Genomic DNA, 25,796 nt, shown 5'->3' with positions numbered 1-25,796 from the left:
GCTCAGTCCCCGTGCGCCTCCAGCGCCGCCCGCACGCCCGATTCGAGGGCACCCTCGATCCACGACGGCTTCACCGAGGTGTGGTCCCCGGCGAAGTACAGCGGACCCTCGGGGGTGCGGATGTCGGCCAGGAGTTCCGTGTGCTGGCCGGGCAGAAGCACGGACGCCTCCCCGTACGCGTACGGATCGCGCAGCCAGCTCTGAGTGCGCCCGGCCCCGGTGTAGAAGACCTCGACGCGCTGACCGTAGACCTGTTGCAGGCCCCGCAGCGCGTGCGGGTAACGGGCGTCCTCGTCGAGGGAGTCCCAGCGGGAGGCGTCGTCGGCCCAGCTGTAGGAGGCGAGGACGACGCCGCCCTTGCTGCCCTCGATCGGGTGGGAGGGGTTGATCATGAAGCGGTTGGAGTTGTCGGAGACCGAGCCGCCGCCGATGATGTGCGCCGCCTCGGGCTGGTCGCGGGTGCCCCAGCGGTTCGCGGCGTAGTGCACACGCTGCGCGTCGCTGATGTGGCCGTCCGGGACCGAGGGGTGGGCGCCGAGGAGGCTGCCGTCGGCGGGTGCCTTGCCCTTGCGGTAGTCGTCGTAGAGGCCGGGGCGTACGGCGTCGAGCTCCCGCTTCCAGTCGGCCTCGGTGAACTCCCACCAGCGCAGGCCGAATTCGAGCAGCACCTTGGTCGCGCTGTCGTAGTGCAGCTCGGCGACCGCGCGCCGCTTCTTGTACGACATCAGCGGGCTGACCTGCACCTGCCTGAGCCCCGAGAACGGCACCGTGACGATGGCCAGGTCACCGGTGAACTCCTCGCGCACGACCTTGCCGTCGCGTCCCTCGGAGACGGTGTCGATCCAGACGTGCGGTCCCTTGGCGTCGACGTGGGAGGTGTCGTCGGCGCCGGGCCGGCCGGGGCCCCAGTACTCGATGTGCGTGGCCCGCCGGTCGAGGCGCAGGACGTCGGCGACCTCCTTCAGCAGCGCGTCCGGAAGGGTCGCCGTGCCGCCGACCAGCTCCCAGAACGCGGTGTCCGGGCTGATCAGCGACTGGCTGATGAAGCTGTGGATGAAGGAGAGCGGCAGCCGTGAGGTGAGGTTCTCCAGCGTGCCGATCAGGTCGACGGTCCGCTCGTCGAAGCCCGCCTCCTCGGTCAGGAAGCGGTACATCGACCAGTCGCCGTACTTCTGCACGACCCGCGCCCAGCCCTTGACCCGCTCGGGCATCGGCTTGTCGACGCGCTTGCCGTCCGGGCCGACGGTGCTGAACTCGTCACGTACGGGGTCCAGGGCCCGGCGCAGGATGGTGCCGGAGGGGGTGTCCCAGTACTCGCGGGGCACGCCGAAGGAGCGGTTGATCTTGCTGGGTGCCTTCGCGTACTCGGAGCGGCGCACGCGGACGCCGTTGACGTGCAGCCAGGCGTTGTTGACGGGCTTGCCCTCGCCGTCGACGTCGACGAGGTGGAACGGGCGGCGTTTCACGCCGAGTTGGTCGATCAGCTGCATCACCAGCGGATGACTGCCGGGGATGCGCATGGCGCCGGCCTCGGCGTACTGGGCCGGGTCGGCGAACGCCTGCGCCGCCTGCTCGTGCCCGCCGGTGCGGAAGGTCTTGATGCGGCCGCCGACGCGGTTGCCGTTGGCCTCGACGAGCGTGACGTGATGCCCGGCTCGCTTCAGCAGCCAGGCGGCGACCAGTCCGGCCGGTCCGGCGCCGACGACGAGGATCTTTCTCGCGGTCTTCGTCGCCCTGCGCGGGAGCCCGGAGTCGAGGACCTTCCGGTACTCCGGCACGAGCGGCCGGTCGTGCTCGTCGACCACCAGCAGGGCGCGGGCGACGGCCAGGCAGGTGTCCCAGTCGGCGGTGGACTTCGGCCGGTGAGGGGCGGTGGGTGCGGCGGCCGCCTGTGCGGGAGTTAACGCGGCGAGGGCGGCGGCCGTCGTGGCGGACGCGGTCGTGAACTTCCGTCGGGACAGGGAAGTCGGGCCGACTGGCGCACTGTGATTTTCCATGTGCCTTGGATACGGGGGCAGTTGAGGTCTGGGAGCCCATTCGCCGGTTGATCACCTGAACGGGCAAGCGCACCATCACACACCCGCGCCGGGTGTGCGTCCGCGCGCGGGTTTGTAAAGCACATATGACGAAACCGTTGACGGGAACATGTCCCACTTTTATCTTCTGACCCAGTCACGATCGGAATCACGAACTCCGTTCGAAATTACGGACAATCGTGGTCGACATGGATCACGGACAGGGACGGTCTCGTATGCCCCGGATGTCTCACCCGCCGTTCAGGAATCGCCGCAGATCGCTGATCCTGTGTGTGCTCGCCGCGCTGCTGGCCCTGGTGGCGACCACGCAGCCGGTGTCCGCGGCGGAGGGCCGCCCGTACACGAACCCGCTGAAGTCGTTCAAGGGCGCCGACCCGTGGCTGCAGTACCACGACGGCAACTACTACCTGATCACCACGACGTTCACCGGCATCCTCGGCATCCGCAAGTCGCCGACGCTCGCGGGCCTCGCCACCGCGCCCAACGTGCAGGTCTATTCGGACACCACGTCGACGCGCAACACCAACTTCTGGGCGCCGGAGATGCACCTGCTCAACGGCCGCTGGTACGTCTACTACTCGGCCGGCCAGAGCGGCGTCGCCTGCTGCGACTCCCAGCGCACCCATGTGCTGGAGAGCGCCGGCACCGACCCGATGGGCCCGTACACCTACAAGGGTTCGCTCACCGGGGCGAACCTCACGCCGGGCGGCTGGCTGATCGACGCGAGCGTGCTCCAGGCCAACAACAAGCTGTACCTGGTCGGCAGCGGGTTCATCAACGGCAGTACGCAGAGCCTGGTCATCGCGCCGATGACCAATCCGTACACCCTGGCCGGCAATAACTTCACCATCATCTCCAGCCCGACCCTGGACTGGGAGCGCTCCGGCAACCCCGTCAACGAGGGCCCCGAGCCGCTGTACCGGGGCGGCCGCACCTTCCTGTCGTACTCCGCGAGCTCCTGCCAGACCGCCGACTACAAGCTCGGCCAGCTGGAGCTGACCGGCTCCGATCCGCTCAGCCCCGCCTCCTGGACCAAGAAGCAGACGCCGGTCTTCCAGCGCAGTGATGCCAACAGTGTGTACGGCCCCGGCCACAACGGCTTCTTCACCTCGCCCGACGGCACCGAGAACTGGATCGTCTACCACGCCAACTCCGCGTCGAACGGCGGCTGCGGCAACGGACGCACCACTCGCGCCCAGAAGTTCACCTGGAACGCCGACGGCACCCCCAACTTCGGTACGCCGGTCGCCCTCGGCACCACCCACCCCGGCCCGTCCGGCGAGACGGCGGCGACCCCGACGTCGTACACCCTCGTCAACCGCAACAGCGGCAAGTGCCTGGATGTGAACGGCGGCAACAGCGCCGACGGCACGAACATCTTCCAGTGGACCTGCACCGGCGGATCCAACCAGAAGTGGAAGGTCGAGGACCTCGGCGACGACACCAACCGGCTGGTCAACGTCGCCACCGGCAAGGTCGCCGACGTGGCCGACTGCTCCGCCTCCGACGGCGCCGACATCCGGCAGTGGTCGTGGCTCAACAACAAGTGCCAGCGCTACCGCCTGGTGTTCACGGCCTCCGGCGACCACGTCCGGATCGTCAACGAGTCCACCGGCAAGGTCGCCGACGTCGCCGACTGCTCCACCGCGAACGGGGCCGACGTACGGCAGTGGACGTGGCTGAACAACAACTGCCAGCAGTGGCGCCTCGTCCCCACCACCTGACCGACCTCTGCGCACCTGGAGAACTCCCTTGAGACGCATAGCCGTACGGCTGCTCATGGCCGTCCTCGTCGGCCTCGCGGCCTGCCTCGTGGGGCCCGCCCCCGCCGCCCAAGCCGCCGTCCCGGACTCCCCCGCCGTGACCTACACCAACCCGATCGCCGAGAAGCGGGCCGACCCGCACATCTTCAAACACACCGACGGCTACTACTACTTCACCGCGACCGTCCCCGAGTACGACCGCATCGTGCTGCGCCGGGCGACGACCATCCAGGGCCTGTCCACGGCCCAGGAGGTCACCATCTGGACCAAGCACACCAGCGGTGTGATGGGCGCGCACATCTGGGCGCCGGAGATCCACTTCATCGACGGCAAGTGGTACGTCTACTTCGCCGCCGGGGCCACCAACGACGTGTGGGCGATCCGGATGTACGTCCTGGAGGGCTCGGGCGCCAACCCGCTGACCGCCACCTGGACGGAGAAGGGGCAGATCAAGACCCAGTGGGAGAGCTTCTCGCTTGACGCCACGACCTTCGTCGTGAACGGCGTGCGCTATCTGTCCTGGGCCCAGCGCGACCCGTCCGTGAACAACAACACGGACATCTACCTCGCGAAGATGGCCAACCCCTGGACCATCACCGGCACTCCGGTGATGCTGTCGCGGCCCACCTACTCGTGGGAGACCGTCGGCTACAAGGTCAACGAGGGCCCGGCGGTGATCCAGCACGGCGGCAAGGTGTTCATGTCGTACTCCGCCAGCGCCACCGACAGCAACTACTGCCTGGGGCTGCTGTCCGCCTCCGCGAGCGCCGACCTGCTCAACACGGCGAACTGGACGAAGAGTTCGACGCCGGTGTTCACCAGCAACGCCTCGACCAGCCAGTACGGTCCGGGCCACAACTCCTTCACCGTCTCCGAGGACGGGAAGTCCGACATCCTCGTCTACCACGACCGCAGCTACAAGGACATCAGCGGCGACCCGCTGGGCGACCCCAACCGCCGCACCCGCGTCCAGAAGCTGTACTGGAAGGCCGACGGCACCCCCGACTTCGGCATCCCGGTGGCCGACGGGGTCACGCCGCAGCGCTTCTCGTCGTACAACTTCGCGGACCGCTTCATCCGGCACTGGGAGTACCGGGCCCGTATCGAGGCCAATGTCTCCCCGCTGGCGGACTCGCAGTTCCGTGTGGTCACCGGACTGACCGGCAGCGGCACGGTCTCCCTGGAGTCGGCCAACTTCCCCGGCTACTACCTGCGGCACAAGAACTTCGAGGTGTGGCTGGAGAAGAACGACGGCACGGCGCAGTTCGCGGCCGACGCGAGCTTCTTCAAGCGGGCCGGGCTGTCCGACTCGGCGGGGGTGTCGTACGAGTCGTCCAACAACGCCGGGCGCTACATCCGGCACTACAACTACCTGCTGCAGCTGCAGACACCGAGCACGGCGACGGACAGGGCGGACGCCACGTTCTACGCCCAGTAGGGGCCCTCACCAGGGCGGGACGGGGTGCCCGGCCCGCCCTGGTCGACCAGGGGAGCTAGAGTTAGGCTTACCTAAGTTCGCACTGTATGACGCGGGGGCGCCGTGATTCCCCGCTCCGGGGGGATGCGTGAGAAGAGCGGACCTGCCGGGACGGGGCGTTCTCTGGCGGGCGGTGGCAGGACAGCGCCGTGACCTCGTGGTCGGTGCGGTGCTGGCCATGGCTCATCAGACGGGCGAGGCGCTGGTGCCGGTGCTCATCGGCGTGGCCGTCGAACGGGGCGTCGTGGAAGGGGACCTCGCCGGTCTGCTGTGGTGGCTCGGGGCGCTGGCCGTCGTCTACGTCGGGCTGTCCGTCAGCTACCGCTACGGCGCCCGAGCCGGCGAACGGGCCTCGGTGACCGCCGCCCACCGCCTCAGAACCGACCTGATCGACCGGGCCCTCGCCCCCGAAGGAGGCGCGGACGAAGGCAGGTTGCCCGGCGAGCTGGCCACCATCGCCACCGAGGACGCCCGGCGGGTCGGTGCCGTCGTGATGGCCCTCGTCGTCGGGGTCGCGGCGGCGACCGGGCTGGCGGTCGGCGCGGTCGTGCTGCTGCGGGTGTCCGTGCCCCTCGGGGTCCTCGTCCTGCTGGGCACCCCCCTGCTGCTGTGGCTGGTCCACCTGCTGAGCAAGCCACTTGAGCGGCGCAGCGAGACCGAACAGGAGCGCGCCGCGCGGGCCTCGGGCGTCGCGGCGGACCTCGTGGCCGGGCTGCGCGTACTCAAGGGCATCGGCGCCGAGCAGGCCGCCGTCGCCCGCTATCGGCGGGTCAGCCGGGACTCGCTGGCCGCCACCCTGCGCGCGGCCCGCGCCGAGGCGTGGCAGAGCGGGGTCGTGACCATGCTCACCGGCGCGTTCCTGGCCCTGGTCGTGCTCGTCGGCGGACGCCTTGCCGCACGCGGCGACATCGGCCTCGGCGAGCTGGTCTCCTGCGTCGCGCTGGCCCTGTTCCTCATCGGCCCGCTCTCCGGGTTCTCCTGGGTCAACGCGCAGTTGGCCCAGGGGCGGGCCTCCGCGGCCCGGATCGCCGAAGTGCTCGGTGCCGAGCACGCCGTGTCAGCCGACCCGTCGTCCGGGGGCGCCGTCCTGCACCGAGTGGAGGGCCGGCTGCGGCTGCGCGGCCTGTCGTACGGGTCCCTGCGCGCCGTGGACCTGGACATCGCGCCCGGCGAGACGGTCGGCGTCGTCACCACCGACCCGGCCGACGCGTCGGCGCTGATGCACTGCCTCGGCCGCCGGGCCGACCCGGACGCCGGGACCGTCGCACTGGACGGGACGCACCTGTCCGCACTGGGCCTGGCGGAGCTGCGGACCGCGCTCCTCGTCGCGGAACACGACGCGGACCTGTTCGAGGGCACGGTCCTGGACAACGTCACCGCCGGCGCCCGCACAGATACGGCCACCACCGCCGCGATCACCGCGTCCGGCACGGACGACGTCGTACGCGCCCTCCCCGACGGCCTCGACACGGCCGTCACCGCCCGCGGTCATTCGCTCTCCGGAGGGCAGCGGCAGCGCGTCGCACTGGCACGGGCGTTGGCCGCCGACGCGCCGGTCCTCGTCCTGCACGAGCCCACCACGGCCGTCGACGCGGTCACGGAGGCACGGATCGCCGTCGGGATCCGGGACCTGCGCGCGGGCCGTACCACTGTCGTGGTGACCACGAGCCCGGCCCTGCTCGCCGTGACCGACCGGGTCGTCCTGCTCGACGGAGGCGGGGTCGCCGCGAGCGGTGGCCATGAGCAGCTGGTCCATGAGTGCGCGGCCTACCGTACGGCGGTGCTCGCATGAGCCGGTCCGAAGCCGGTGCGCCGGCCGGCGGCGCGCACCTGCTCCCCGTCGCCACGTCCGCGCGCACCCGCGCGGCGGTGAGGGAACTGGTGCGCCCGCACCGGCGGTTGGCCCTGACCGGGTTCGCGGTGCTGGTCGGTTCCACGACCGTCGGTCTGCTGGTGCAGCCGCTGCTGGGCCGCATCGTGGACCTGGCCGCCGACCGCGCGTCCGTCGACGCCATCACCGTCACGGCGGCGCTGCTCGTGGCCGTGGCCGTGGTGCAGGGCGTCAGCGCCGGGTTCGGGCTGTCGCTGATCTCACGGCTGGGCGAGACGACGCTGGCCCGGCTGCGTGAGCGGTTCGTCGAGCGGGCACTCGGTCTGCCGCTGGAGCGGGTCGAGAGGGCCGGCGCCGGTGATCTCACCGCCCGGGTCACCGCCGACGTGTCCCTGATCGCCGAGGCGGTGCGCAGCGCCCTGCCGGAGCTGGTCCGCTCGCTGCTGACCATCGTCCTCACGCTCGGGGCGATGGCGCTGCTCGACTGGCGGTTCCTGCTGGCCGCGCTGCTGGCGGTGCCGGTACAGGCGGCCACCGCGCGCTGGTACATCGCCCGGGCCGTGCCGCTCTATGCCGAGCAGCGCGCGGCGGCGAGCGCCCAGCAGCAGCAACTGCTCGACACGGTCGCTGGCAGCTCCACGGTGCGGGCGTTCCGGCTGGAGCGGGAGCACGCCGAGCGGGTCACCGAGCGGTCCTGGTCGGTGGTGGCGCTGACGATGCGCGGGATCCGGCTGGTCCTGGGCTTCTACAGCCGGCTGCACATCGCCGAGTACACGGGGCTGGCCGCCGTACTGATCACGGGCTACTGGCTGGTGCGGCAGGGCTCGGCATCCATCGGTACGGCGACCGCGGCGGCCCTGTACTTCCACAGTCTGTTCACCCCGATCAACGCCGCCCTCGTCCTCCTCGACGACGCCCAGTCGGCCACCGCCGGCCTGGCCCGGCTCGTCGGCGTCACCGACCAGCCCCCTGCCCCGCCGTCCGTCCGCCCGGTCGAGGCGGGCCGGGCCGAGGTCACCGTGCGCGAGGTGAGCCACGCGTACCGGCCCGGGCATCTCGTGCTGCACGACATCGACCTGACGATCCGGCAGGGCGAGCGGGTCGCCCTCGTGGGCGCGAGCGGAGCCGGCAAGACCACGCTGGCCAGGCTTGTCGCCGGCATCCAACCGCCCACCACCGGCACGGTCCTGATCGGCGGTGTCCCGCCGAGCGAGCTGGGCGCGGCGACCGCCCGCCGCACGGTCGCCCTGATCACCCAGGAGACCCACGTCTTCGCGGGGACCCTCGCCGACGACCTCCGCCTGGCCAAACCCGACGCCACCGATGACGAACTGCGGGCCGCACTCGACCGCGTCGACGTCCTTGCCTGGGCCGACGCGCTGCCCGACGGTCTCGCCACGGTCGTCGGCGACGGCGGCCACCGGATCGGCGGAGACCGGACGCAGGCCCTGGCGCTCGCCCGGCTGATCCTCGCCGATCCACCGCTGGTGATCCTCGACGAGGCCACCGCCGAGGCCGGCAGCGCAGGCGCGCGCGCCCTGGAGAAGGCGGTCGTCCGGGCCGTGGACGGCCGTACCGCGCTGATCGTCGCCCACCGCCTCAGCCAGGCGGCGACCGCCGACCGCATCGTCGTCATGGACGCCGGACGCATCGTCGAGACCGGCACCCACGACGAACTGCGCGCCGCCGCGGGGCCGTACGCGGCCCTGTGGAAGGCGTGGTCGGACACCCGCGACAGCACCGCATGAAGACCCCGCGCCCACGGGGTCAGAAGACGACGGACCAGCCCTCCCGCCCGGCCTGCTCGGCGGTGTAGGAAACGCCGTCGATCTTGGTACTCCGGTCGTCGAGGAGGCTGATCTCGCCGCCGTGGTTGCCGAGTTGGGCGCCCGCACCGAGGGGGACGGCGCGGCAGGCACCGGCCGCGAGCGGGCCGGGCGGCACGGCGGAGCGCTGCCCCAGCCGGTCCTGGAGGTGCCAGCCGGTCAGGTCGACGGGGGCGGGCGAGGCGTTGAGGAGGGTCACGGTCTCGGCCTCGGGGGCGGGGCCGCGCGGGTTGACGAGGGCCGCGACGATCCGGACGGGCCGGGTGCCGGGCACGGGGCGCGAGCCGTCGACGTCCTCGATGGCGTGGCCGGTGGCGTCGTCCGTCTTCCAGGACTGGCTCTGGAAGGCGAGGAAGGTGCCGACCCAGCGGGACTGCGCCGGGAAGTGGACGAGCAGGCCGCCGTCCTGCCAGACGCCGTCGTCGCCGCGGAAGCGGCGGCTGTTGCCCTGGTTCATATGGATGTCGTGCACGCCGTTGCCGGGCAGGAAGCCGAAGACCTTGTCCTTGACCCCGGCCTCGGGCCCCCAGCGCTCGCCGAACAGATACACACGGGCCTCCGGGTCGGCGACCGCGCGGCGGACGGAGTGGTCGAGGAGGTCGGCGAGGTCGTTGTCGGGGCCTTCTAGGTCCGGGGGCAGCTTCCGCATCAGGGCAGGGTCGAAGAGGTTGCCGCGCACGTAGTCGAGGTTCGGGCCGCCGGGGCCGGGCGGCAGGGTGTTCCAGCCGCTCGCGAGTCCCGCCAGCCGGTCCGTGAGGGGATGCCGGAGGTCCTCGCTGACGAAGTACAGCAGCTCGGAGGGCTGTTGCTGGGAGAGGACGTTGACGGCGGCGCGGTAGTGCGTGCCGTGATCGTCGGTGAGATGGATCTGGTAGTGCGGCGAGTCGTCGCCGCCCTCGCGCCGGGTGTCGACGGCCCGTCCGATCAGTACGCCGTAGGTCTTCAGTGGCATGATGATCAACTCCCCCTGGAGGTGGGCGGATTGCCCGCTCTTGGGAGGAAGGGTACGGGCTGGGCACGGCGCCCGACGCCGAGTTCACCTCACGTACGCCTGCCCGCCGACGGCCGGCTGGACCGCCTGCACGACCCGTATACGACCGCGCCGTGACCAGCCCGGATTCCACAGGACCGTTCCGTAAGATCACCCCCGTGGCGAACTTCCTCCTCGAACGCACGGTTCCGCTCCCCCTCACCGAGGCGTGGCGCCGCCTGACGGAGTGGCCCCGCCACGCCGAGGTCGTCCCCCTGACCCGCGTCCGCGTCACGACCCCCGAACCGACGGGCGTGGGCACGCGTTTCGTCGCCCGTTCCGGCCTCGGCCCGCTCTCCATCGACGACCCGATGGAGGTGACGGTGTGGCAGCCCCCGCAGGACGACGACACGCCTGGCCTGTGCCGGTTGGAGAAGCGGGGTCGGGTGATCACGGGCTGGGCCGAGATCGAGGTACGGCCCGGTCCCGGCGGACGGGCGCGGGTGGTGTGGCGGGAGGAGCTGCGGGTGCGGATCGTGCCGGGGGGCTTGGACGGGGTGGTGGAGCGTACGGCCCGGTATGTGTTCGGGCGGGCGATGAACCGGCTGCTGCGGCGGGCATGACGACTGTCGAGCAGGTCGATGGGGAGGAAGTCATGGCTGTGGAAGTGGAGTTGGGCGAGGTCGAGGCGCTCGCCGTGGACGGGCTGCGGTGGATGGTCTCGGGTGCGCGGGAGACGGGGGACGGTGGACTCGGCTGGCCCGTCAGGGGCTCGGACGACGACGTCGACCCGATGCTCTACAACGGCACGGCCGGGGTCGTGCCGGTGCTGCTGGAGGCGTGGCGGCACTTCGGCGACGACGCGTATGCCGACGTCGCGCTGCGCGCCGCGCGTTCCCTTGTGGACGTGGTCGACGAGCACCCGAACGACTCGCTCTACTTCGGTCTCACCGGCATCGCGCTCGTCCTGCGGACCGTCCACCGTGAACTCGGGCACGCGGACGCCGACTTGGCCGCGGATCGTGCCCTCGAACGGGTGCGGTCACGGTTCGACGGGACACGCTGGGGTGACCTGTTCGAGCTGATGGGCGGCAACGCGGGCATCGGGCTGGGTGCGCTGGCGGCGGGCGACGCCGAGCTGGCCGTACGGGCGCTGGAGCCGTACGCGCGGACGGCCGAGGTCACCGCGGCGGGTGTCACGTGGGAGTACCGGCGAGGTATCGATTCGCGGCTGCACCACATGTCGCACGGCACGCTCGGGATCGCGTACGCGTTGGCCGCCGTCGGGTCGGCCACCGGCCGTGCGGATCTCGTGGAGCTGGGGCGGGCCGGCGTCGCGGATGTCGTGGCCCGCGACGAGGGCGGCCCCGACGGTTTCCTCGTGCCGCACTCCGACCCGCAGCGGCTTCCTGACCTGATCGACCGCCACAGCTACGGCTGGTGCCACGGCCCGGCAGGCGACGCGCACGCCTTCCGGCTGCTGCGGGACGTCACCGCCGACCCCTCCTGGTCGACCCTCGCCGACCGCTGCTGGCACACCGTCACCCACTCGGGCCTGCCGAACCGCCTGCGCCCCGGCTTCTGGGACAACAACGGCCGCTGCTGCGGCACCGCAGGCGTCCTGGCCCTCGCCTGCGACCGTATCGCCGAGCAGGGCGACAGCCCGGAATTCGCCCAACTCCTCGTCGCTGACATCACCGCCCACGCCACCCACGACGCCGACGGCGCCCGCTGGTCCAACGTCGAGCACCGGGCCACCCCGAGCGGCCTGGAACCGCAGACCGGGTGGGCGATGGGCAACGCGGGGATCGTCCGCGAGCTCCTGCGGTACGTCAGGATCGGCCGGGGCGGCGACCCGGCGTACGCCTTCGCCTGGCCCGACCAGCCGGTGCCGCGGGCTCAGGCCACCGACCCCATCCGCCCCGCCGGCAAGGACGTCGACGTCGCGTCGTGATGGATCGGCGTGTGCGCGCCCGTCAGTGAGACGCCGCTGCCGCCACGCCGGTTGGCGACGATCTCCGAGGCGATCGACAGGGCCGTCTCCTCGGGCGTACGGGCGCCGAGGTCCAGGCCGATCGGGGAGCGGAGTCGGGCCAGCTCCAGGTCGGTGACGCCGACTTCGCGCAGTCTCTCGTTCCGGTCGAGGTGCGTGCGGCGTGAGCCCATCGCGCCGACGTACGCCACCGGCAGCCGCAGCGCCAGCTGGAGCAGGGGTACGTCGAACTTGGCGTCGTGGGTGAGCACGCACAGGACCGTCCGGGCGTCGACGGACGTCCGCTCCAGGTACTGGTGCGGCCACTCCACGACGATCTCGTCGGCCTCCGGGAAGCGGGCCTTCGTCGCGAAGACCGGGCGGGCGTCGCACACGGTCACGCGGTAGTTGAGGAACTTGCCGATCCGCACCAGCGCCGACGCGAAGTCGATCGCCCCGAAGACGATCATCCGGGGTGCGGGGACCGAGGACTCGACCAGGACCGTGAGCGGGGCCCCGCAGAGCGAGCCCCGCTCGCCGATCTCCAGGGTGCCGGTACGGCCCGCGTCGAGGAAGGCGACCGCCTCCGCCGCGACCGTGCGGTCCAGTTCGGGGTGGGCGCCGAAGCCGCCCTCGTACGTGCCGTCGGGGCCGATCAGAAGGGCGAGGCCCAACAGGTCCCGCGGCCCCGACACGATCCGCGCCACCGCCGCCGCCTCACCGCCCGCGGCCGCCCGCAGCGCGTCCGCGAGCACCGGGCGGGCCGGATCGGCGGCCCGTACCGGCGTGACGAGGATGTCGATGACGCCCCCGCAGGTCAGGCCGACCGCGAAGGCGTCCTCGTCGCTGTACCCGAAGCGTTCCAGGACCGTCTCGCCGTCCTGCAGCGCCTGTTGGCACAGCTCGTACACCACGCCCTCCACACAACCGCCGGAGACCGACCCGATCGCCGTGCCGTCGGCGTCCACCGCGAGCGCGGCACCGGGCCGACGGGGTGCGCTGCCGCCGACCGCCACCACGGTGGCCACGGCGAAGTCGCGTCCCTGCTCGACCCACCGGTGCAGCTCCTCGGCGATGTCCAGCATCAGTCGGTCTCCTTCACAGCGGTTGTGCGGAGGGCGGTTCACACTGCCCTCCATACGGTCAGTGCACGCCCATCCAGCTCTCAATGGGATTGAGGGCAAAGAAGACCAGGAAGATGCCTGTCAGGGCCCACATAAATGCCCCGATCTCCCGCGCCTTGCCCTGAGCGATCTTGATGGCGACGTACGAGATGACGCCGGCGGCGACACCGGCCGTGATGGAGTACGTGAACGGCATGATCACGACGGTGAGGAACACGGGGATCGCGGTGGCCCGGTCGGCCCAGTCCACGTGCCGCGCGTTCATCATCATCATGGCGCCGATCACCACCAGGGCCGCCGCCGCGACCTCGCCCGGCACGATCGCCGTGAGCGGCGTGAAGAACAGACAGGCCGCGAAGAACAGACCGGTGACGACCGAGGAGAGGCCCGTACGGGCACCCTCGCCCACGCCCGTCGCCGACTCGACGAACACCGTCTGTCCGGACGCGCCGGCCACACCGCCGATGGCACCGCCGGCGCCGTCGATGAACAGCGCCTTGGACAGGCCCGGCATCCGGCCCTTGTCGTCGGCCAGCTTGGCCTCGGTGCCGACGCCGATGATCGTCGCCATCGCGTCGAAGAACCCGGCGAGCACGAGCGTGAACACGATCATGCCGACCGTCATGGCACCGACCTCGCCCCAGCCGCCGAACTCGACGTTGCCGAAGATGGAGAAGTCGGGCATGGACACCGCGCTGCCGTGCAGTTCGGGAGCGCCGCTGGCCCACTGCTTGGGGTTGATGACGTCCAGGGCGTTGAGCACGACGGCGACGAGGGTGCCGCCGACGATGCCGATCAGGATCGCGCCGGGGATGCCGCGCGCCTGGAGCATGAAGATCGCGAGGAGCGTGGCGGCGAAGAGCAACACCGGCCAGCCGGCCAGCTCACCGGCCGGGCCGAGGCTGAGCGGGGTCGCCTCGCCCTGGTGCACGAAGCCGGCCTTCACGAGGCCGATCAGGGCGACGAACAGGCCGATGCCCATGGTGATCGCGTGCTTCAGCGCGAGCGGAATCGCGTTCATGATCATCTCGCGGAGGCCGGTGACGACCAGCAGCATGATGACCACGCCGTACATCACACACATGCCCATGGCCTGCGGCCAGGTCATCTGCGGGGCGACCTGCGAGGCGAGGACGCCGGAGACGGAGAGTCCGGCGGCGAGGGCCAGCGGCACCTTGCCGAAGAAGCCCATCAGCAGCGTGGTGAAGGCCGCCGCGAACGCGGTCGCGGTGATGAGGGCCTTCTGGGCGAGGGTGTCCCCTGCCGCGTCCTTGCCGGACAGGATGAGCGGGTTGAGCAGGAGGATGTACGCCATCGCCATGAAGGTGGTGATGCCGCCGCGCACCTCGCGCGCGACCGTGGATCCTCGCTTGGATATGTGGAAGTACCGGTCGAGCCAAGCCCGTCCGGCCGGGACGCGGGTGCCTTCTCCCGCGTCGTCGGCGACGGTCTTCGGCTCAAGTGACTGCTGGGTCATGTGGGCCTACTCCCAAGGTTCAAAGGGACACCCGTAACAGCTGCCTTGTGCTCTACGGGATTTGGGAAGGTGCTTCGGCCGCACGACCCGGGGGACGGCCCGAGACGAACGAACAGAATCTCTGGTGCTGGTACTTGCTGGTGTTTCAAGTTCCGCGAGCGGTGCGGCACTTGGGTACTCCGGGCGGCGCGGCGAAGTGTGACGTTCCCGGCGCCGCCCGGAGAGACTTACGCCGTTCCCGTGAGGTGTTCGGGACGTACCGGCGTCCGGTTCAGCTCCAGCCCGGTCGCGTCCCGGATCGCCGCGAGGACGGCCGGGGTCGACGACAGGGTGGGTGCCTCGCCGACGCCCCGCAGCCCGTACGGGGCGTGGTCGTCGGCGAGTTCGAGCACATCGACGGGGATGGTCGGCGTGTCGAGGATCGTGGGGAGCAGGTAGTCCGTGAAGGACGGGTTCCTGACTTTCGCGGTCCTGGGATCGACGATGATCTCCTCCATCACCGCGATGCCCATGCCCTGGAGGGTGCCGCCCTGGATCTGGCCGAGGACGGACAGCGGGTTGAGGGCCTTGCCGACGTCCTGGGCACAGGCCAGCTCGATGACCTTGACCAGGCCGAGCTCGGTGTCGACCTCGACGACCGCTCGGTGCGCGGCGAAGCTGTACTGGACGTGGCCGTTGCCCTGGCCGGTGCGCAGGTCGAAGGCCTCGGTCGGACGGTGCCGCCACTCGGCCTCGATCTCGACCGTCTCGCCTTCCAGTACGTCCACCAGATCGGCGAGGACCTCGCCGCCGTCGGTGACGACCTTGCCGCCCTCCAGGAGCAGTTCGGCGGTGGCCCAGGCGGGGTGGTAGGAGCCGAACTTGCGGCGCCCGATCTCCAGGACCTTCTCCCGGACGAGTTCGCAGGAGTTCTTGACGGCGCCGCCGGTGACGTACGTCTGACGCGACGCGGACGTCGAACCGGCGCTGCCCACCCGTGTGTCCGCCGGGTGGATCGTCACCTGGGCGACGCCCAGCTCGGTGCGGGCGATCTGCGCGTGGACGGTGACACCGCCCTGACCGACCTCGGCCATGGCCGTGTGCACGGTCGCGACGGGCTCGCCGCCGATGACCTCCATGCGCACCTTGGCGGTGGAGTAGTCGTCGAAGCCCTCGGAGAAGCCGACGTTCTTGATGCCGACCGCGTAGCCGACACCGCGTACGACACCTTCGCCGTGGGTGGTGTTGGACAGACCGCCGGGCAGCTGCCGTACGTCCGCGCCCTCGCTGCTCTCCCACTGGCGCTCCGGCGGCATCGGCATCGCCTTGACGCGGCGCAGGAGTTCGGCGACCGGCGCCGGGGAGTCGACCGGCTGGCCGGTGGGCATGATCGTGCCCTGCTCCATGGCGTTCAGCTGCCGGAACGCGACCCGGTCCATGCCCACCTCGTCGGCCAGCTTGTCCATCTGCGCCTCGTAGGCGAAGCACGCCTGGACCGCGCCGAAGCCGCGCATGGCGCCGCAGGGCGGGTTGTTGGTGTAGAGGGCGATGGCCTCGATGTCGACGTCGTCGACCACGTACGGGCCGATCGACAGCGAGGAGGCGTTGCCGACGACCGCCGGGGAGGCGGAGGCGTAGGCGCCGCCGTCCAGCACGATGCGGCACTTCACGTGGGTGAGCTTGCCGTCCTTCGTGGCGCCGTGCTCGTAGGAGAGCTTGGCGGGGTGGCGGTGGACGTGCCCGAAGAAGGACTCGAACCGGTTGTAGACGATCTTGACGGGCTTGCCCGTGCGCAGCGCCAGCAGGCAGGCGTGGATCTGCATCGACAGGTCCTCGCGGCCACCGAAGGCGCCGCCGACGCCGGACAGCGTCATCCGGACCTTGCTCTCGGGCAGGCCGAGGACCGGGGCGATCTGCCGCAGGTCGCTGTGCAGCCACTGGGTGGCGATGTACAGGTGGACGCCGCCGTCGTCGTCCGGCACCGCGAGGCCGGACTCCGGGCCGAGGAAGGCCTGGTCCTGCATGCCGAAGGTGTACTCGCCCTTCACGATGAAGTCGGCCTTCTCGGCGGCCTCTTCGGCGTCGCCGCGCACGATCGGCTGGCGGTGCACGATGTTCGGGTGCGGGACATGACCGCTGTGGTGGTCGTCGCGGCCCTCGTGGACGAGGATCGCGTCCGGCGCGGTCGCGGAGGCCTCGTCGGTGATGACGGGCAGCTCGCGGTAGTCGACCTTGATCTTGGCGGCGGCGCGGCGGGCCGTCTCCGGGTGGTCGGCGGCGACGATCGCGACAGGCTCGCCGTGGTGGCGGACCTTGCCGTGGGCGAGGACCGGGGTGTCCCGGATCTCCAGGCCGTAGTTCTTCACGTCGGTCGGCAGGTCGTCGTACGTCATGACGGCGTAGACACCCGGCATCGCCAGTGCCTCGCTCGTGTCGATGGACACGATCTCGGCGTGCGCGACGGTCGAGCGGAGGATCTGCCCCCAGAGCATGTCCTCGTGCCACATGTCGGACGAGTACGCGAACTCGCCGGTGACCTTGAGGGTGCCGTCCGGGCGGAGCGTGGACTCGCCGATGCCGCCCTTGGTCCGGGAGCCCTGGGTGATCTTCGTGGGAGCGCCGTTGGTGGGCATGCTGCTCAGACCGCCTCTCCCTGCCGGGCAGCCGCGAGGCGGACCGCGTCCATGATCTTCTCGTAGCCGGTGCAGCGGCACAGGTTGCCCGACAGGGCCTCGCGGATGTCCGCGTCGGTCGGGTTGGGGTTGTTCTCCAGCATCTCGTCGGCGGCGACCAGCAGACCCGGCGTGCAGAAGCCGCACTGCACGGCGCCGGCGTCGATGAACGCCTGCTGGATCGTGGAGAGTCCGACGCCCTCGCCGGTCTGCGAGTCCTGCCCCTTGGCGGCCCTCCCCCAGGCTTCGCCCGGGGGGACCCCCAGCTGGGCGTCCTGGAGCGACGTACCGCAGGCGCCGGTGGCGCAGCCGCCATGCTCGGCGCGCTGCTTGGCGTAGTCCGCCAGGCCCTCGACGGTGACGACCTCGCGGCCCTCGACCTGGCCGGCGGCGACGAGGCAGGAACACACCGGAACGCCGTCCAGCCGGACCGTGCAGGAACCGCACTCGCCCTGCTCACAGGCGTTCTTGGACCCGGGAAGGCCCATCCGCTCCCGCAGCACGTACAGCAGGGACTCGCCCTCCCACACGTCGTCGGCTTCCTGCGGACGTCCGTTGACGGTGAAGTTGACTCGCATCACGCGGCTCCCTCCGTGAGGCGGCGGCCGCCGCGGTACGACTCCCAGGTCCAGGTCAGCGTGCGGCGCGCCATGACGCCGACCGCGTGCCGGCGGTAGCTCGCCGTGCCCCGGACGTCGTCGATCGGGTTGCAGGCGCCCGAGCACAGCTCGGCGAACTGCTTGGCGACCGACGGGGTGATGATCCTGCCGTTGTCCCAGAAGCCGCCCTCTTCGAGCGCCGCGTTCAGGAACTCCTCGGCGGTCTTGGCCCGCACGGGTGTGGGCGCCGCCGAACCGATCCCGGTACGGACGGTCCGCGTCTCGGGGTGCAGCGCGAGCCCGAAGGCGCACACGGCGATGACCATGGCGTTCCTGGTCCCCACCTTGGAGTACTGCTGCGGCCCGTCGGCCTTCTCGATGTGCACGGCCCGGATGAGCTCGTCGGCGGCGAGCGCGTTGCGCTTCACGCCGGTGAAGAACTCGTCGATCGGGATACGGCGGCTGCCGCGCACCGACTCGGCCTCCACCTCGGCACCGGCCGCGAGGAGGGCGGGGTGGGCGTCACCGGCCGGGGAGGCGGTGCCGAGGTTGCCGCCTACACCGCCGCGGTTGCGGATCTGAGGTGAGGCGACCGTGTGCGAGGCGAGGGCGAGACCGGGCAGCTCGGCGCGCAGGCTCTCCATGATCCTCGTGTACGGCACGGAGGCGCCGAGCCGCACCGTCTCCTCGCCGACCTCCCACTCGTAGAGGTCGCCGACGCGGTTGAGGTCGAGGAGGTACTCGGGCCGGCGGTGGTCGAAGTTGATCTCGACCATCACGTCGGTGCCACCCGCAATCGGCACAGCGGTGGGGTGCTCGGCCTTCGCGGCGAGCGCCTCCTCCCAGCTGGCGGGGCGAAGGAAGTCCATGACCGACTCTCTTCTTCGTCTCGGGGGTCGTACGGTTTGAGCCAGATCAGGTGCTCCGGGCCCGGCTCGTTCATGTGTTGTTAACGAGCACTGACGTCAGTACACAGCGCCGTGCTCCGACCCGGTCAGTCACGGAAACCATGAAGGAGTTGGCTGGCCAGGGCGGGCATCTTGTAGATTCATATGAACGGAGGCCACCAGTAACCTCCTCGTTTTTCCGTGGAAACGTGAGTTACAGCCCCTGTGACCAGGGACACAGCCGGAACACAGCCCGGCAGAAGCCGGTCACCACTCACCGGCCCGTCGGACGGGCCTCTCACCACACCCCCTCCCTGATCCATCGTAGATTTCGAGACAAAGAACGGCGGCGACGAGAATGCGGCTGCGCGCACTGCTGGACACCGACGCGCTGGGCCTCAAGCTGCTCGGCGGCGAGGACGAGCTGGACCGCACCGTGCGCGGTGTGATGACCACCGACCTCAGGGACCCCAGCCGCTATCTCTCGGGCGGTGAGCTGGTCCTCACCGGGCTGGCCTGGCGGCGCGACGCCGCGGACTCCGACCCTTTCGTGCACCTCCTCGTGCAGAACGGGGTGGTGGCGCTGGCGGCCGGCGAGGCCGAGCTCGGGGACGTACCCGACGACCTGGTCCTGGCCTGCGCCCGGCACCGCCTGCCCCTGTTCGCCGTGCACGAGTCGGTGGCGTTCGCGACGATCACCGAGCATGTCGTCCGGCAGGTGAGCGGCGAGCGGGCCGGTGACCTCGCGGCCGTCGTCGACCGGCACCGCCGGATGATGACGTCGGGCCCGGCGGGCGGCGGCCCGGACGTGGTCCTCGACCTGCTCGGGTCGGACCTGGACCTGCGGGCGCTGGTGCTGTCGCCGACGGGTCGGCTGATCGCGGGCTCGAAGGTCGCGGGCCCGGCGCTGCCCGCCGACGTGTGCGCGCAGCTGGCGGCGGAGCATCTGTCGGCCGCCCGCACCGGCCGGCGCGGTCCGCACCGGCTGACGCTGGGCTCGACGACGTACTCCCTGTTCCCGATCCGCAGCAGCGGCCGCTCCCCGCAGGCCTCGCGGGACGTGCGCGAGACGGTGCTGTCGGACTGGCTGCTGGCCGTGGAGGCGGACGCGGGCGACTGGCCCGAGGAGCGGCTCGACCTCCTCCAGGGGGTCACGCAGCTGATCGCGGTGGAGCGGGACCGCAGGGACGCGGCGCGCACCGTCCGCCGCCGGCTCGCGCAGGAGGTCCTCGAACTGGTCCAGACGGGCGCGGCCCCCGCCGAGATCGCCGCGCGCCTGCGGGTCGCGGCCCCGGTGCTGCTGCCCGGCCTGGGAGCGGCCCCGCACTGGCAGGTGGTCGTGGCCCGCGTCGAATGGGAGGGCGCGGAGACCGAGGCGGGCCCGATCGCCCAGTCCCTCCTGGAGGAGATCCTGGTCGACCCGCTGGCGACGGGCACGGAACCCTCCGACCGCATCGCCGTGGCCCACTCGGGCGACGAGGCCATCGCGCTGGTCCCCCTCCCCGCCGTCTCCACCGAGCACGACGGCTCCGAGGCCGGGATCCTCGCCGACGCGCTCCTGGACTCGATCCGGGACCCGCTGTCGGCGGGCCTGGACGACGACGGCCGGGTCACGCTGGGCGTGAGTGCGGCCGTGCACTCGGCGGAGGGCCTGCGCGGCGCCCTGGAGGAGGCCCGGCACGCCCGCCGGGTGGCGGCGGCCCGCACGGGCCGGGTCTGCGCGGCGGGCCACCAGGAGCTGGCGTCACACGTTCTGCTCCTGCCCTTCGTGCCGGACGACGTCCGCCGGGCCTTCACGGCGAGACTGCTCGACCCGCTCCGGGACTACGACCAACGCCATCGCGCCGAACTGATCCCCACCCTGGAGGCCTTCCTGGAGTGCGACGGCTCCTGGACCCGCTGCGCGACCCGCCTCCACCTGCACGTCAACACGCTGCGCTACCGAGTCGGCAGGATCGAGCAGTTGACGAGCCGGGACCTCTCCCGCCTGGAGGACAAGCTGGATTTCTTCTTGGCATTGCGGATGAGTTGAGCCCCCGGAAGCCCTCGCGCGGACGGCATCCGGATGGCACCAAGTGCCGCCGCTGTCCCACGACTTTGTGAAATCCTTCACCCACCCTCTTGGCCGGGCGCGGAGATTCGTGCTGAGATGCCGCCACCACTCAACAGCTCGATGGCGCGCTGGGCCTGTTCCTCGGATCAGGCCGGGTATCCAGGGACGATGCCCCGCGACCCCGAGCTGATCCGCAGGACAGGACCTTGGGGAGGGCTAGGTGGCACATACCGCCATGTCTGGTAACGGAACGACCGCCGGTGACGATCCACTCCAGACCGCGGTATGGCGGCTGCGCTCACGCGCCTGCTGGGCGGACGCGGCGGCGCTGCTCCAGCCGGTCACCGCTCAGGCCGCGCTCCAGCGGGCCGCGCTGCAGGTGGAGCGGTGTCTCTACACCGAGCAGGGCTGGGAGGAGGCCGAGGACGCGCTGCGCACGGCCGAGGCGCTCGCCCACAGCGACGACGAGCGCGGGGCGGCCGCTTGTGAACGGGGGCAACTTGCGTACGCCGCGACCCTGCACTCAGTGCGCGACCGGGCCGACGAGGCGCGGGCGGCGCTGGGGCGGGCGGCGGCGCTGATCCCTCCGGGGGCGGCGGGGCGGGCGTTGCTGGACTTCCGGCGGGGGCTGCTGGCGGAGAACCTCGCGCACTCCCCCCAGGCGGCCCGTGCGGCCTACCGCCGGGCCCACGCCGGCGCGACCGCCCACGCCGACCCGCTCCTGCTCTCCTTCACCTGGCGCCACCTGGCCGGACTCGCCCTGCGCGAGGGCGAGTTGGCGGAGGCCCGCCACGGCTTCGCCGAATCCCTCCGCATCCGCGAGGAGCTGGGCTATCTGGTGGGTACGGCGCCCGCGCTGGCGTCGCTGGCCGACGCGGAGGCCGAGCCGGAGGCGTCACGCCTGCGCGAGGAGGCCCGGCGGCTGTTCCGCCTCCTGGGCGGCGTGCCCACGTGGCTGGCCCGGCAGCTGGCCCCGATCCCTCCGGCAACGGGCGCGGCCACGGCGTAGGGGCCTCGTCCTCGAACTCTCCCAGAGGGGGCACCCCCACGGGCTGAGAAGCCTGCCCTCAGCCCGCCGCCCCGGCGAAGTGCTCTCCCACCAACGACCGCACGACTTCCAGCTCCCCGCCGATCAAGGCGTCCAGCAGCGCCGCGTGTTCCGCCGCGTCGGCGATGAGGTCGGCGTGGCCGCGGCCGGACGGGCGGGTGGGGGTCATCAGGGGCCACTGGGCGCGGCGGTGGAGGTCGTCGGCGATCTGGACGAGTTGGTCGTTGCCGCAGAGGGCGAGCACGGCGCGGTGGAAGGTACGGTCCGACTCCGCGTACGTCGCCCGGCATCCCGTGGCCGCCGCACGGACCGTCGCCTCGGCCAACGGCCGCAGTTCCGCCCAGCGTTCGGCGGGCACGCTGCGCGCGAGCCGCAGCATCACCGGCACTTCGATCAGCGCACGGACCTCGGCCAGCTCGGCCAGCTCCCGGGCCCCGCGTTCGACCACCCGGAACCCGCGGTTGGGAACGACCTCCACGGCCCCCTCCAGCGCGAGTTGCTGCATGGCCTCGCGAACCGGCGTCGCGGAGACGCCGAAGCGTTCACCGAGCGCGGGAGCCGAGTAGACCTCGCCGGGAGCCAGCTCACCGGTGACCAGCGCCGTGCGCAGCGCGTCGAGGATCTGCCCGCGGACCGAGGCCCGCTGCACGACCGGACGCGGAATGGGCTGCTCGCTGTGGGTGTGCTCACCACGAGCCGCCGGCACCCCCGAGGCTCCTCGGGACCGATCCTGCCCCGAACCCGAACCCGAACCCGGTCCCAGACCCGAACCCGGGCCCCGGTCCACGCCCACGGCCCCACCCTGCGCCGGCACCCTCGGCGCAGCCGACGGGACATCCGACTCCCGAGGAATCCCCGTGCCCGCGGAGCCCTGCGCGCCCTGCCTCACGGGTCCTCCTCCGGACGTGTCGGTACTTGGGGTCATTACGGCGGGTTGTTACTCGCCCGTCAAGCACCTTAGGCGCAGAACTCGACAGTTCAAACCTCAGCGATCTTGGGTAAGGTAAGCCTTACCTCTGAAGTCGAGCGAATCGGCGGCCACCATGTCCGTGCCCCCCATAGCCCTCGAGGACGCGTACACCCGTCTCGCCGAGGCCTTCCCGGGGCTCGCCATCACCCAGCCGACGGCCGACGAGGAGCTCCCCCGGCACGACGGCTGGGTCACCGCCACCACGCTCGCGGAGGGCGGCACCGGCCTCGATGCCTTCCTGGCCTGGGACGACGCACAGGTACTGCGGGACTACGGACAGTCCGCACGGGCTGACGTCGTCGCCAGCTTCGGCCTGCACCGGTACGCCTGGCCCGTCTGCCTGCTGATCACCGTGCCCTGGTTCCTGCTCCGCCGCGTCCCGCGCTTCCCCGTGACGCATGTCTCGTACGACCGCACGGCCCCCGGCCTGGCCATAGGCCGCCTGGCCGCCCGCCCCGCCACCTTCGCCTGCCTCCCCGACGACCCGGCCGCCCTGCTGCCCGGCGCCAGGGTCGTCCCCGACGAGGAGGCGCTGCGCTCCGAGGTCCGGGCCGCCGTCGCCGAGCACCTCGAACCCGTCCTCGCCGGCTTCGGGCCCCGTATGCGGCGACGTGGACGCGCACTGTGGGGCATGGCGACCGACGAGGTCGTCGAGGGCCTGTGGTACGTCGCCCATCTGTTCGGCGACGGCGAGCTGGACCGGGCGCGGCGCGAGCTGGAGCTGCTCCTGCCGGGCGCGACACAGCCGTATGTCGGCTCGGCCGCCTTCCGCGAACTGACCGGCCCGAACGGCGAGTCGCTGCCCACCCGGGACCGGGCGAGCTGCTGCATGTTCTACACACTGCGCCCCGAGGACACCTGCGCCACCTGCCCGCGCACCTGCGACGCGGATCGGGTCACCAAGCTTCTGGCCGCCGCGAGTTGAGGCCCCCTCAGGCATGGCTGTAACCCGCCGTGCCGTAAGATCACTCGCGAGCGCGACACCCGTTACGGTTACATGCGTTTCACAAATTCCTCACTTCGCGCAGGAACTTTTCCTGGAACCACCCGTACGGGTAGTGTTGCTCGAACTCAACTCCCGCCCCTCAAGCGGCAGTTCGAGCAGATCGCCGCCCTGGGCATCCCCTTGCACTTCCTTGGCGGCCTCTTGCCCCGAAACCCCCTGAGGGCCGTTGGGATTGGGCCACTATGGCGGGCGTTACGCCCTATCCCAATGCAAGGGACCCCAGATGAGATTGACCGACATATCGCTGAACTGGCTGCTTCCGGGCGCCGTCCTGCTCCTGGGCCTGCTGGCGGCGATAGCGGTGCTTCGGCGCGGGAAGGCCTCGGGGAAGGACACGAGCGCGGACGACTCGTGGGAGCGCAGCGAGGAGCGTCGCAGGCGCAAGGAGGCCATGTACGGCACCGTCTCCTACGTCCTGCTGTTCTGCTGTGCGGCGGTCGCCGCGGCCCTCTCCTTCCACGGCCTGGTCGGCTTCGGTGAGCAGAACCTCGGCCTCACCGGCGGCTGGCAGTACCTCGTGCCCTTCGGCCTCGACGGCGCGGCCATGTTCTGCTCCGTACTCGCCGTCCGGGAGGCCAGCCACGGTGACGCGGCGCTCGGCTCCCGCATACTCGTGTGGACGTTCGCGTTCGCCGCGGCCTGGTTCAACTGGGTGCACGCGCCCAGGGGCCTCGGCCACGACGGCGCCCCGCACTTCTTCGCCGGCATGTCCCTGTCCGCGGCCGTGCTGTTCGACCGGGCGCTGAAGCAGACCCGCCGGGCCGCCCTGCGCGAGCAGGGTCTGGTCCCGAGGCCCCTCCCGCAGATCCGGATCGTCCGCTGGCTGCGGGCCCCCCGCGAGACCTACAAGGCCTGGTCGCTGATGCTCCTGGAGAACGTGCGCAGCCTGGACGAGGCGGTGGACGAGGTCCGCGAGGACATGCGGCAGAAGGAGACCGCCCGCCTGCGCCGCCGCGAGCAGCAGCGCATGGAGCGCGCCCAGCTGAAGGCCATCAGCCGGGGCCACCGCGGCTTCGTCGGCCGCGGCACCGGACGGCAGGTGGAGCCGCAGGCGGCCCTGGAGCGCGCCTCGGCCCAAGTCTCCGCGGAGCCTGCCATATCGACGCCGGAACAACTGCCCTTGCGGTCACGTCCCTCACTGCAGCCCGTCCGCACCGGTTCTGATCCGGTCACCGTCGACCTCACCGCGGAGGACGACACCATGGCGCTGCCGAGACTCGACTCCCTGGAGCGCAAGCTCAAGGATCTTGAGCAGCAGTTCGGCTGACACGCCGCATGCCTCTCGTCGACGGGAAGGGGCGCGACCCGCAACTCGGGTCGCGCCCCTTCCCGTTGTCGTACGGCGTCATAGGTTGTCGTACGGCATCACGCGGCATCCGCGTCGAGTTCGAACCACACCGCCTTCCCCACGCCGTGCGCCCGCACACCCCAGGCGTCCGCGAGGGACTGGACCAGGACCAGGCCCCTGCCGTTCGTACCGTCGTCGGCGTTCGGTACGCGCAGTCTGGGCCGGCGGGCCACGAAGTCCCGCACCTCCACCCGGAGTCCACCCGGTCCCACTGTGGCCGTCAGGACCGCGTCATCGTCGGTGTGCACGATCGCGTTGGTGACGAGCTCGCTGGTGAGCAGTTCGGCTATGTCCGATCGTCCGGGCCTCCCCCACGTCCGTAACAGGTCGCGCAGCGCCCTGCGTGCCTCCGGTACGGCCCGCAGGTCCGCCCGCCCGAGTCTGCGCCTGAGTTGAGACGTCTGGCTGTGTTCCCCCGTGCTCGCGGCCCTGTCCTCCACCATCTCCACCGAGAAGGCCCCGATCGCTATGGGACCGCCTCCCCGTACTTGCCTCTTCATGACCCCCGCCCGCGTGCCGATGTCGGTTCCCCTCCTGCTCGAACACGTTCACGGGAACCATTTCCCAGTCGGACCCCCGACAGTCATGTCGAATCGTCAACGACCGGGTGTTCGGCCACGGTTGGGGCGGCCCGGGTGCGGTGGATGAAACCTGGAACGTCATCCACCGGCCGCCCGGGAGTCGCCGTACGCGACGACCGAACCGGGTCGACCACCGGCGACGTACGCTGCCACCGGGCCGAGGCGGGTCTCCGGCGA

Annotated in this window: 19 protein-coding genes; 10 read left to right on the top strand and 9 right to left on the bottom strand. The window is 71.3% G+C overall.

The window, feature by feature from the left end; all coding sequences use genetic code 11:
- Positions 1–2: 2 nt before the first annotated feature.
- On the bottom strand, positions 3–1,997 hold the full coding sequence (locus BLU79_RS39360; protein WP_093910830.1) for a flavin monoamine oxidase family protein: 1,995 nt from the start codon (positions 1,995–1,997) through the stop codon (positions 3–5).
- Positions 1,998–2,251: 254 nt separating this feature from the next.
- On the opposite strand from BLU79_RS39360, the gene BLU79_RS39355 reads away from it, so the two are divergent.
- The 4 genes from BLU79_RS39355 to BLU79_RS39340 all read left to right on the top strand — a co-directional run bounded on the left by BLU79_RS39355 (position 2,252) and on the right by BLU79_RS39340 (position 8,855).
- A complete protein-coding gene (locus tag BLU79_RS39355; RefSeq protein ID WP_256333630.1) occupies positions 2,252–3,760 on the top strand; it encodes a family 43 glycosylhydrolase in 1,509 nt (502 codons plus the stop codon).
- Positions 3,761–3,815: 55 nt separating this feature from the next.
- Positions 3,816–5,237, top strand: coding sequence for a family 43 glycosylhydrolase (locus tag BLU79_RS39350; protein WP_093910828.1), 1,422 nt, complete (start codon positions 3,816–3,818; stop codon positions 5,235–5,237).
- Positions 5,238–5,364: 127 nt separating this feature from the next.
- Complete coding sequence (locus tag BLU79_RS39345; protein ID WP_093910827.1) at positions 5,365–7,068, top strand: ABC transporter ATP-binding protein; 1,704 nt, start codon at positions 5,365–5,367, stop codon at positions 7,066–7,068.
- On the top strand, positions 7,065–8,855 hold the full coding sequence (locus BLU79_RS39340) for an ABC transporter ATP-binding protein (RefSeq protein ID WP_093910826.1): 1,791 nt from the start codon (positions 7,065–7,067) through the stop codon (positions 8,853–8,855). The genes BLU79_RS39345 and BLU79_RS39340 overlap by 4 nt, the downstream gene beginning before the upstream one ends.
- Before the next feature lie 19 nt (positions 8,856–8,874).
- Here the strand turns inward: BLU79_RS39340 and BLU79_RS39335 are convergent, their stop codons facing one another.
- Complete coding sequence (locus BLU79_RS39335; protein WP_093910856.1) at positions 8,875–9,885, bottom strand: DUF2278 family protein; 1,011 nt, start codon at positions 9,883–9,885, stop codon at positions 8,875–8,877.
- Between the two features lie 197 nt (positions 9,886–10,082).
- On the opposite strand from BLU79_RS39335, the gene BLU79_RS39330 reads away from it, so the two are divergent.
- Positions 10,083–10,526 (top strand): SRPBCC family protein, encoded by a 444-nt coding sequence (locus BLU79_RS39330; RefSeq protein WP_093910825.1) that lies wholly within the window; start codon positions 10,083–10,085, stop codon positions 10,524–10,526.
- Between the two features lie 32 nt (positions 10,527–10,558).
- Positions 10,559–11,857: a lanthionine synthetase LanC family protein gene (locus tag BLU79_RS39325; RefSeq protein ID WP_093910855.1), complete on the top strand. Its 1,299-nt coding sequence runs from the start codon at positions 10,559–10,561 to the stop codon at positions 11,855–11,857.
- Here BLU79_RS39325 and BLU79_RS39320 read toward each other — a convergent pair.
- The 5 genes from BLU79_RS39320 to BLU79_RS39300 form a co-directional block, all read right to left on the bottom strand.
- Positions 11,803–12,960, bottom strand: a complete 1,158-nt coding sequence (locus tag BLU79_RS39320) for an XdhC family protein (protein ID WP_093910824.1) — start codon at positions 12,958–12,960, stop codon at positions 11,803–11,805. The two genes, BLU79_RS39325 and BLU79_RS39320, sit on opposite strands and share 55 nt — an antisense overlap.
- 58 nt (positions 12,961–13,018) lie before the next feature.
- Positions 13,019–14,476, bottom strand: a complete 1,458-nt coding sequence (locus tag BLU79_RS39315) for an NCS2 family permease (protein WP_093910823.1) — start codon at positions 14,474–14,476, stop codon at positions 13,019–13,021.
- 227 nt (positions 14,477–14,703) lie between these two features.
- Positions 14,704–17,088, bottom strand: a complete 2,385-nt coding sequence (locus tag BLU79_RS39310) for a xanthine dehydrogenase family protein molybdopterin-binding subunit (protein WP_093910822.1) — start codon at positions 17,086–17,088, stop codon at positions 14,704–14,706.
- Between the two features lie 5 nt (positions 17,089–17,093).
- A complete protein-coding gene (locus BLU79_RS39305) occupies positions 17,094–17,705 on the bottom strand; it encodes a (2Fe-2S)-binding protein (protein WP_093910821.1) in 612 nt (203 codons plus the stop codon).
- Entirely contained in the window at positions 17,705–18,595 is an 891-nt protein-coding gene (locus tag BLU79_RS39300) for an FAD binding domain-containing protein (RefSeq protein WP_093910820.1), read from the bottom strand. The genes BLU79_RS39305 and BLU79_RS39300 overlap by 1 nt, the downstream gene beginning before the upstream one ends.
- A gap of 376 nt (positions 18,596–18,971) precedes the next feature.
- Here BLU79_RS39300 and BLU79_RS39295 point away from each other — a divergent pair, with 376 nt between their 5' ends.
- Positions 18,972–20,645, top strand: a complete 1,674-nt coding sequence (locus BLU79_RS39295) for a PucR family transcriptional regulator (protein WP_093910819.1) — start codon at positions 18,972–18,974, stop codon at positions 20,643–20,645.
- Between the two features lie 241 nt (positions 20,646–20,886).
- A complete protein-coding gene (locus BLU79_RS39290; protein ID WP_093910818.1) occupies positions 20,887–21,675 on the top strand; it encodes a hypothetical protein in 789 nt (262 codons plus the stop codon).
- A gap of 58 nt (positions 21,676–21,733) precedes the next feature.
- On the opposite strand, the gene BLU79_RS39285 is transcribed toward BLU79_RS39290, so the two are convergent.
- Positions 21,734–22,603 carry a GntR family transcriptional regulator gene (locus BLU79_RS39285; protein WP_177001346.1) on the bottom strand — a complete coding sequence of 290 codons (870 nt, stop codon included), beginning with the start codon at positions 22,601–22,603 and terminating at the stop codon, positions 21,734–21,736.
- Between the two features lie 154 nt (positions 22,604–22,757).
- On the opposite strand from BLU79_RS39285, the gene BLU79_RS39280 reads away from it, so the two are divergent.
- Complete coding sequence (locus tag BLU79_RS39280; protein ID WP_093910816.1) at positions 22,758–23,609, top strand: (2Fe-2S)-binding protein; 852 nt, start codon at positions 22,758–22,760, stop codon at positions 23,607–23,609.
- A gap of 304 nt (positions 23,610–23,913) precedes the next feature.
- The gene (locus BLU79_RS39275; protein ID WP_093910815.1) at positions 23,914–24,957 is read left to right on the top strand and encodes a DUF2637 domain-containing protein; all 1,044 of its coding nucleotides are present in this window, start codon (positions 23,914–23,916) and stop codon (positions 24,955–24,957) included.
- A gap of 98 nt (positions 24,958–25,055) precedes the next feature.
- Here BLU79_RS39275 and BLU79_RS39270 read toward each other — a convergent pair whose 3' ends face one another.
- The gene (locus BLU79_RS39270) at positions 25,056–25,481 is read right to left on the bottom strand and encodes an ATP-binding protein (RefSeq protein WP_371132024.1); all 426 of its coding nucleotides are present in this window, start codon (positions 25,479–25,481) and stop codon (positions 25,056–25,058) included.
- Positions 25,482–25,796: the final 315 nt, after the last annotated feature.

It is taken from the genome of Streptomyces sp. cf386 (assembly GCF_900103585.1).
GTDB lineage: Bacteria > Actinomycetota > Actinomycetes > Streptomycetales > Streptomycetaceae > Streptomyces.
The sequence above is the reverse complement of the archived record's forward strand: the minus strand, read 5'-3'. Positions and strand labels throughout refer to the sequence as shown.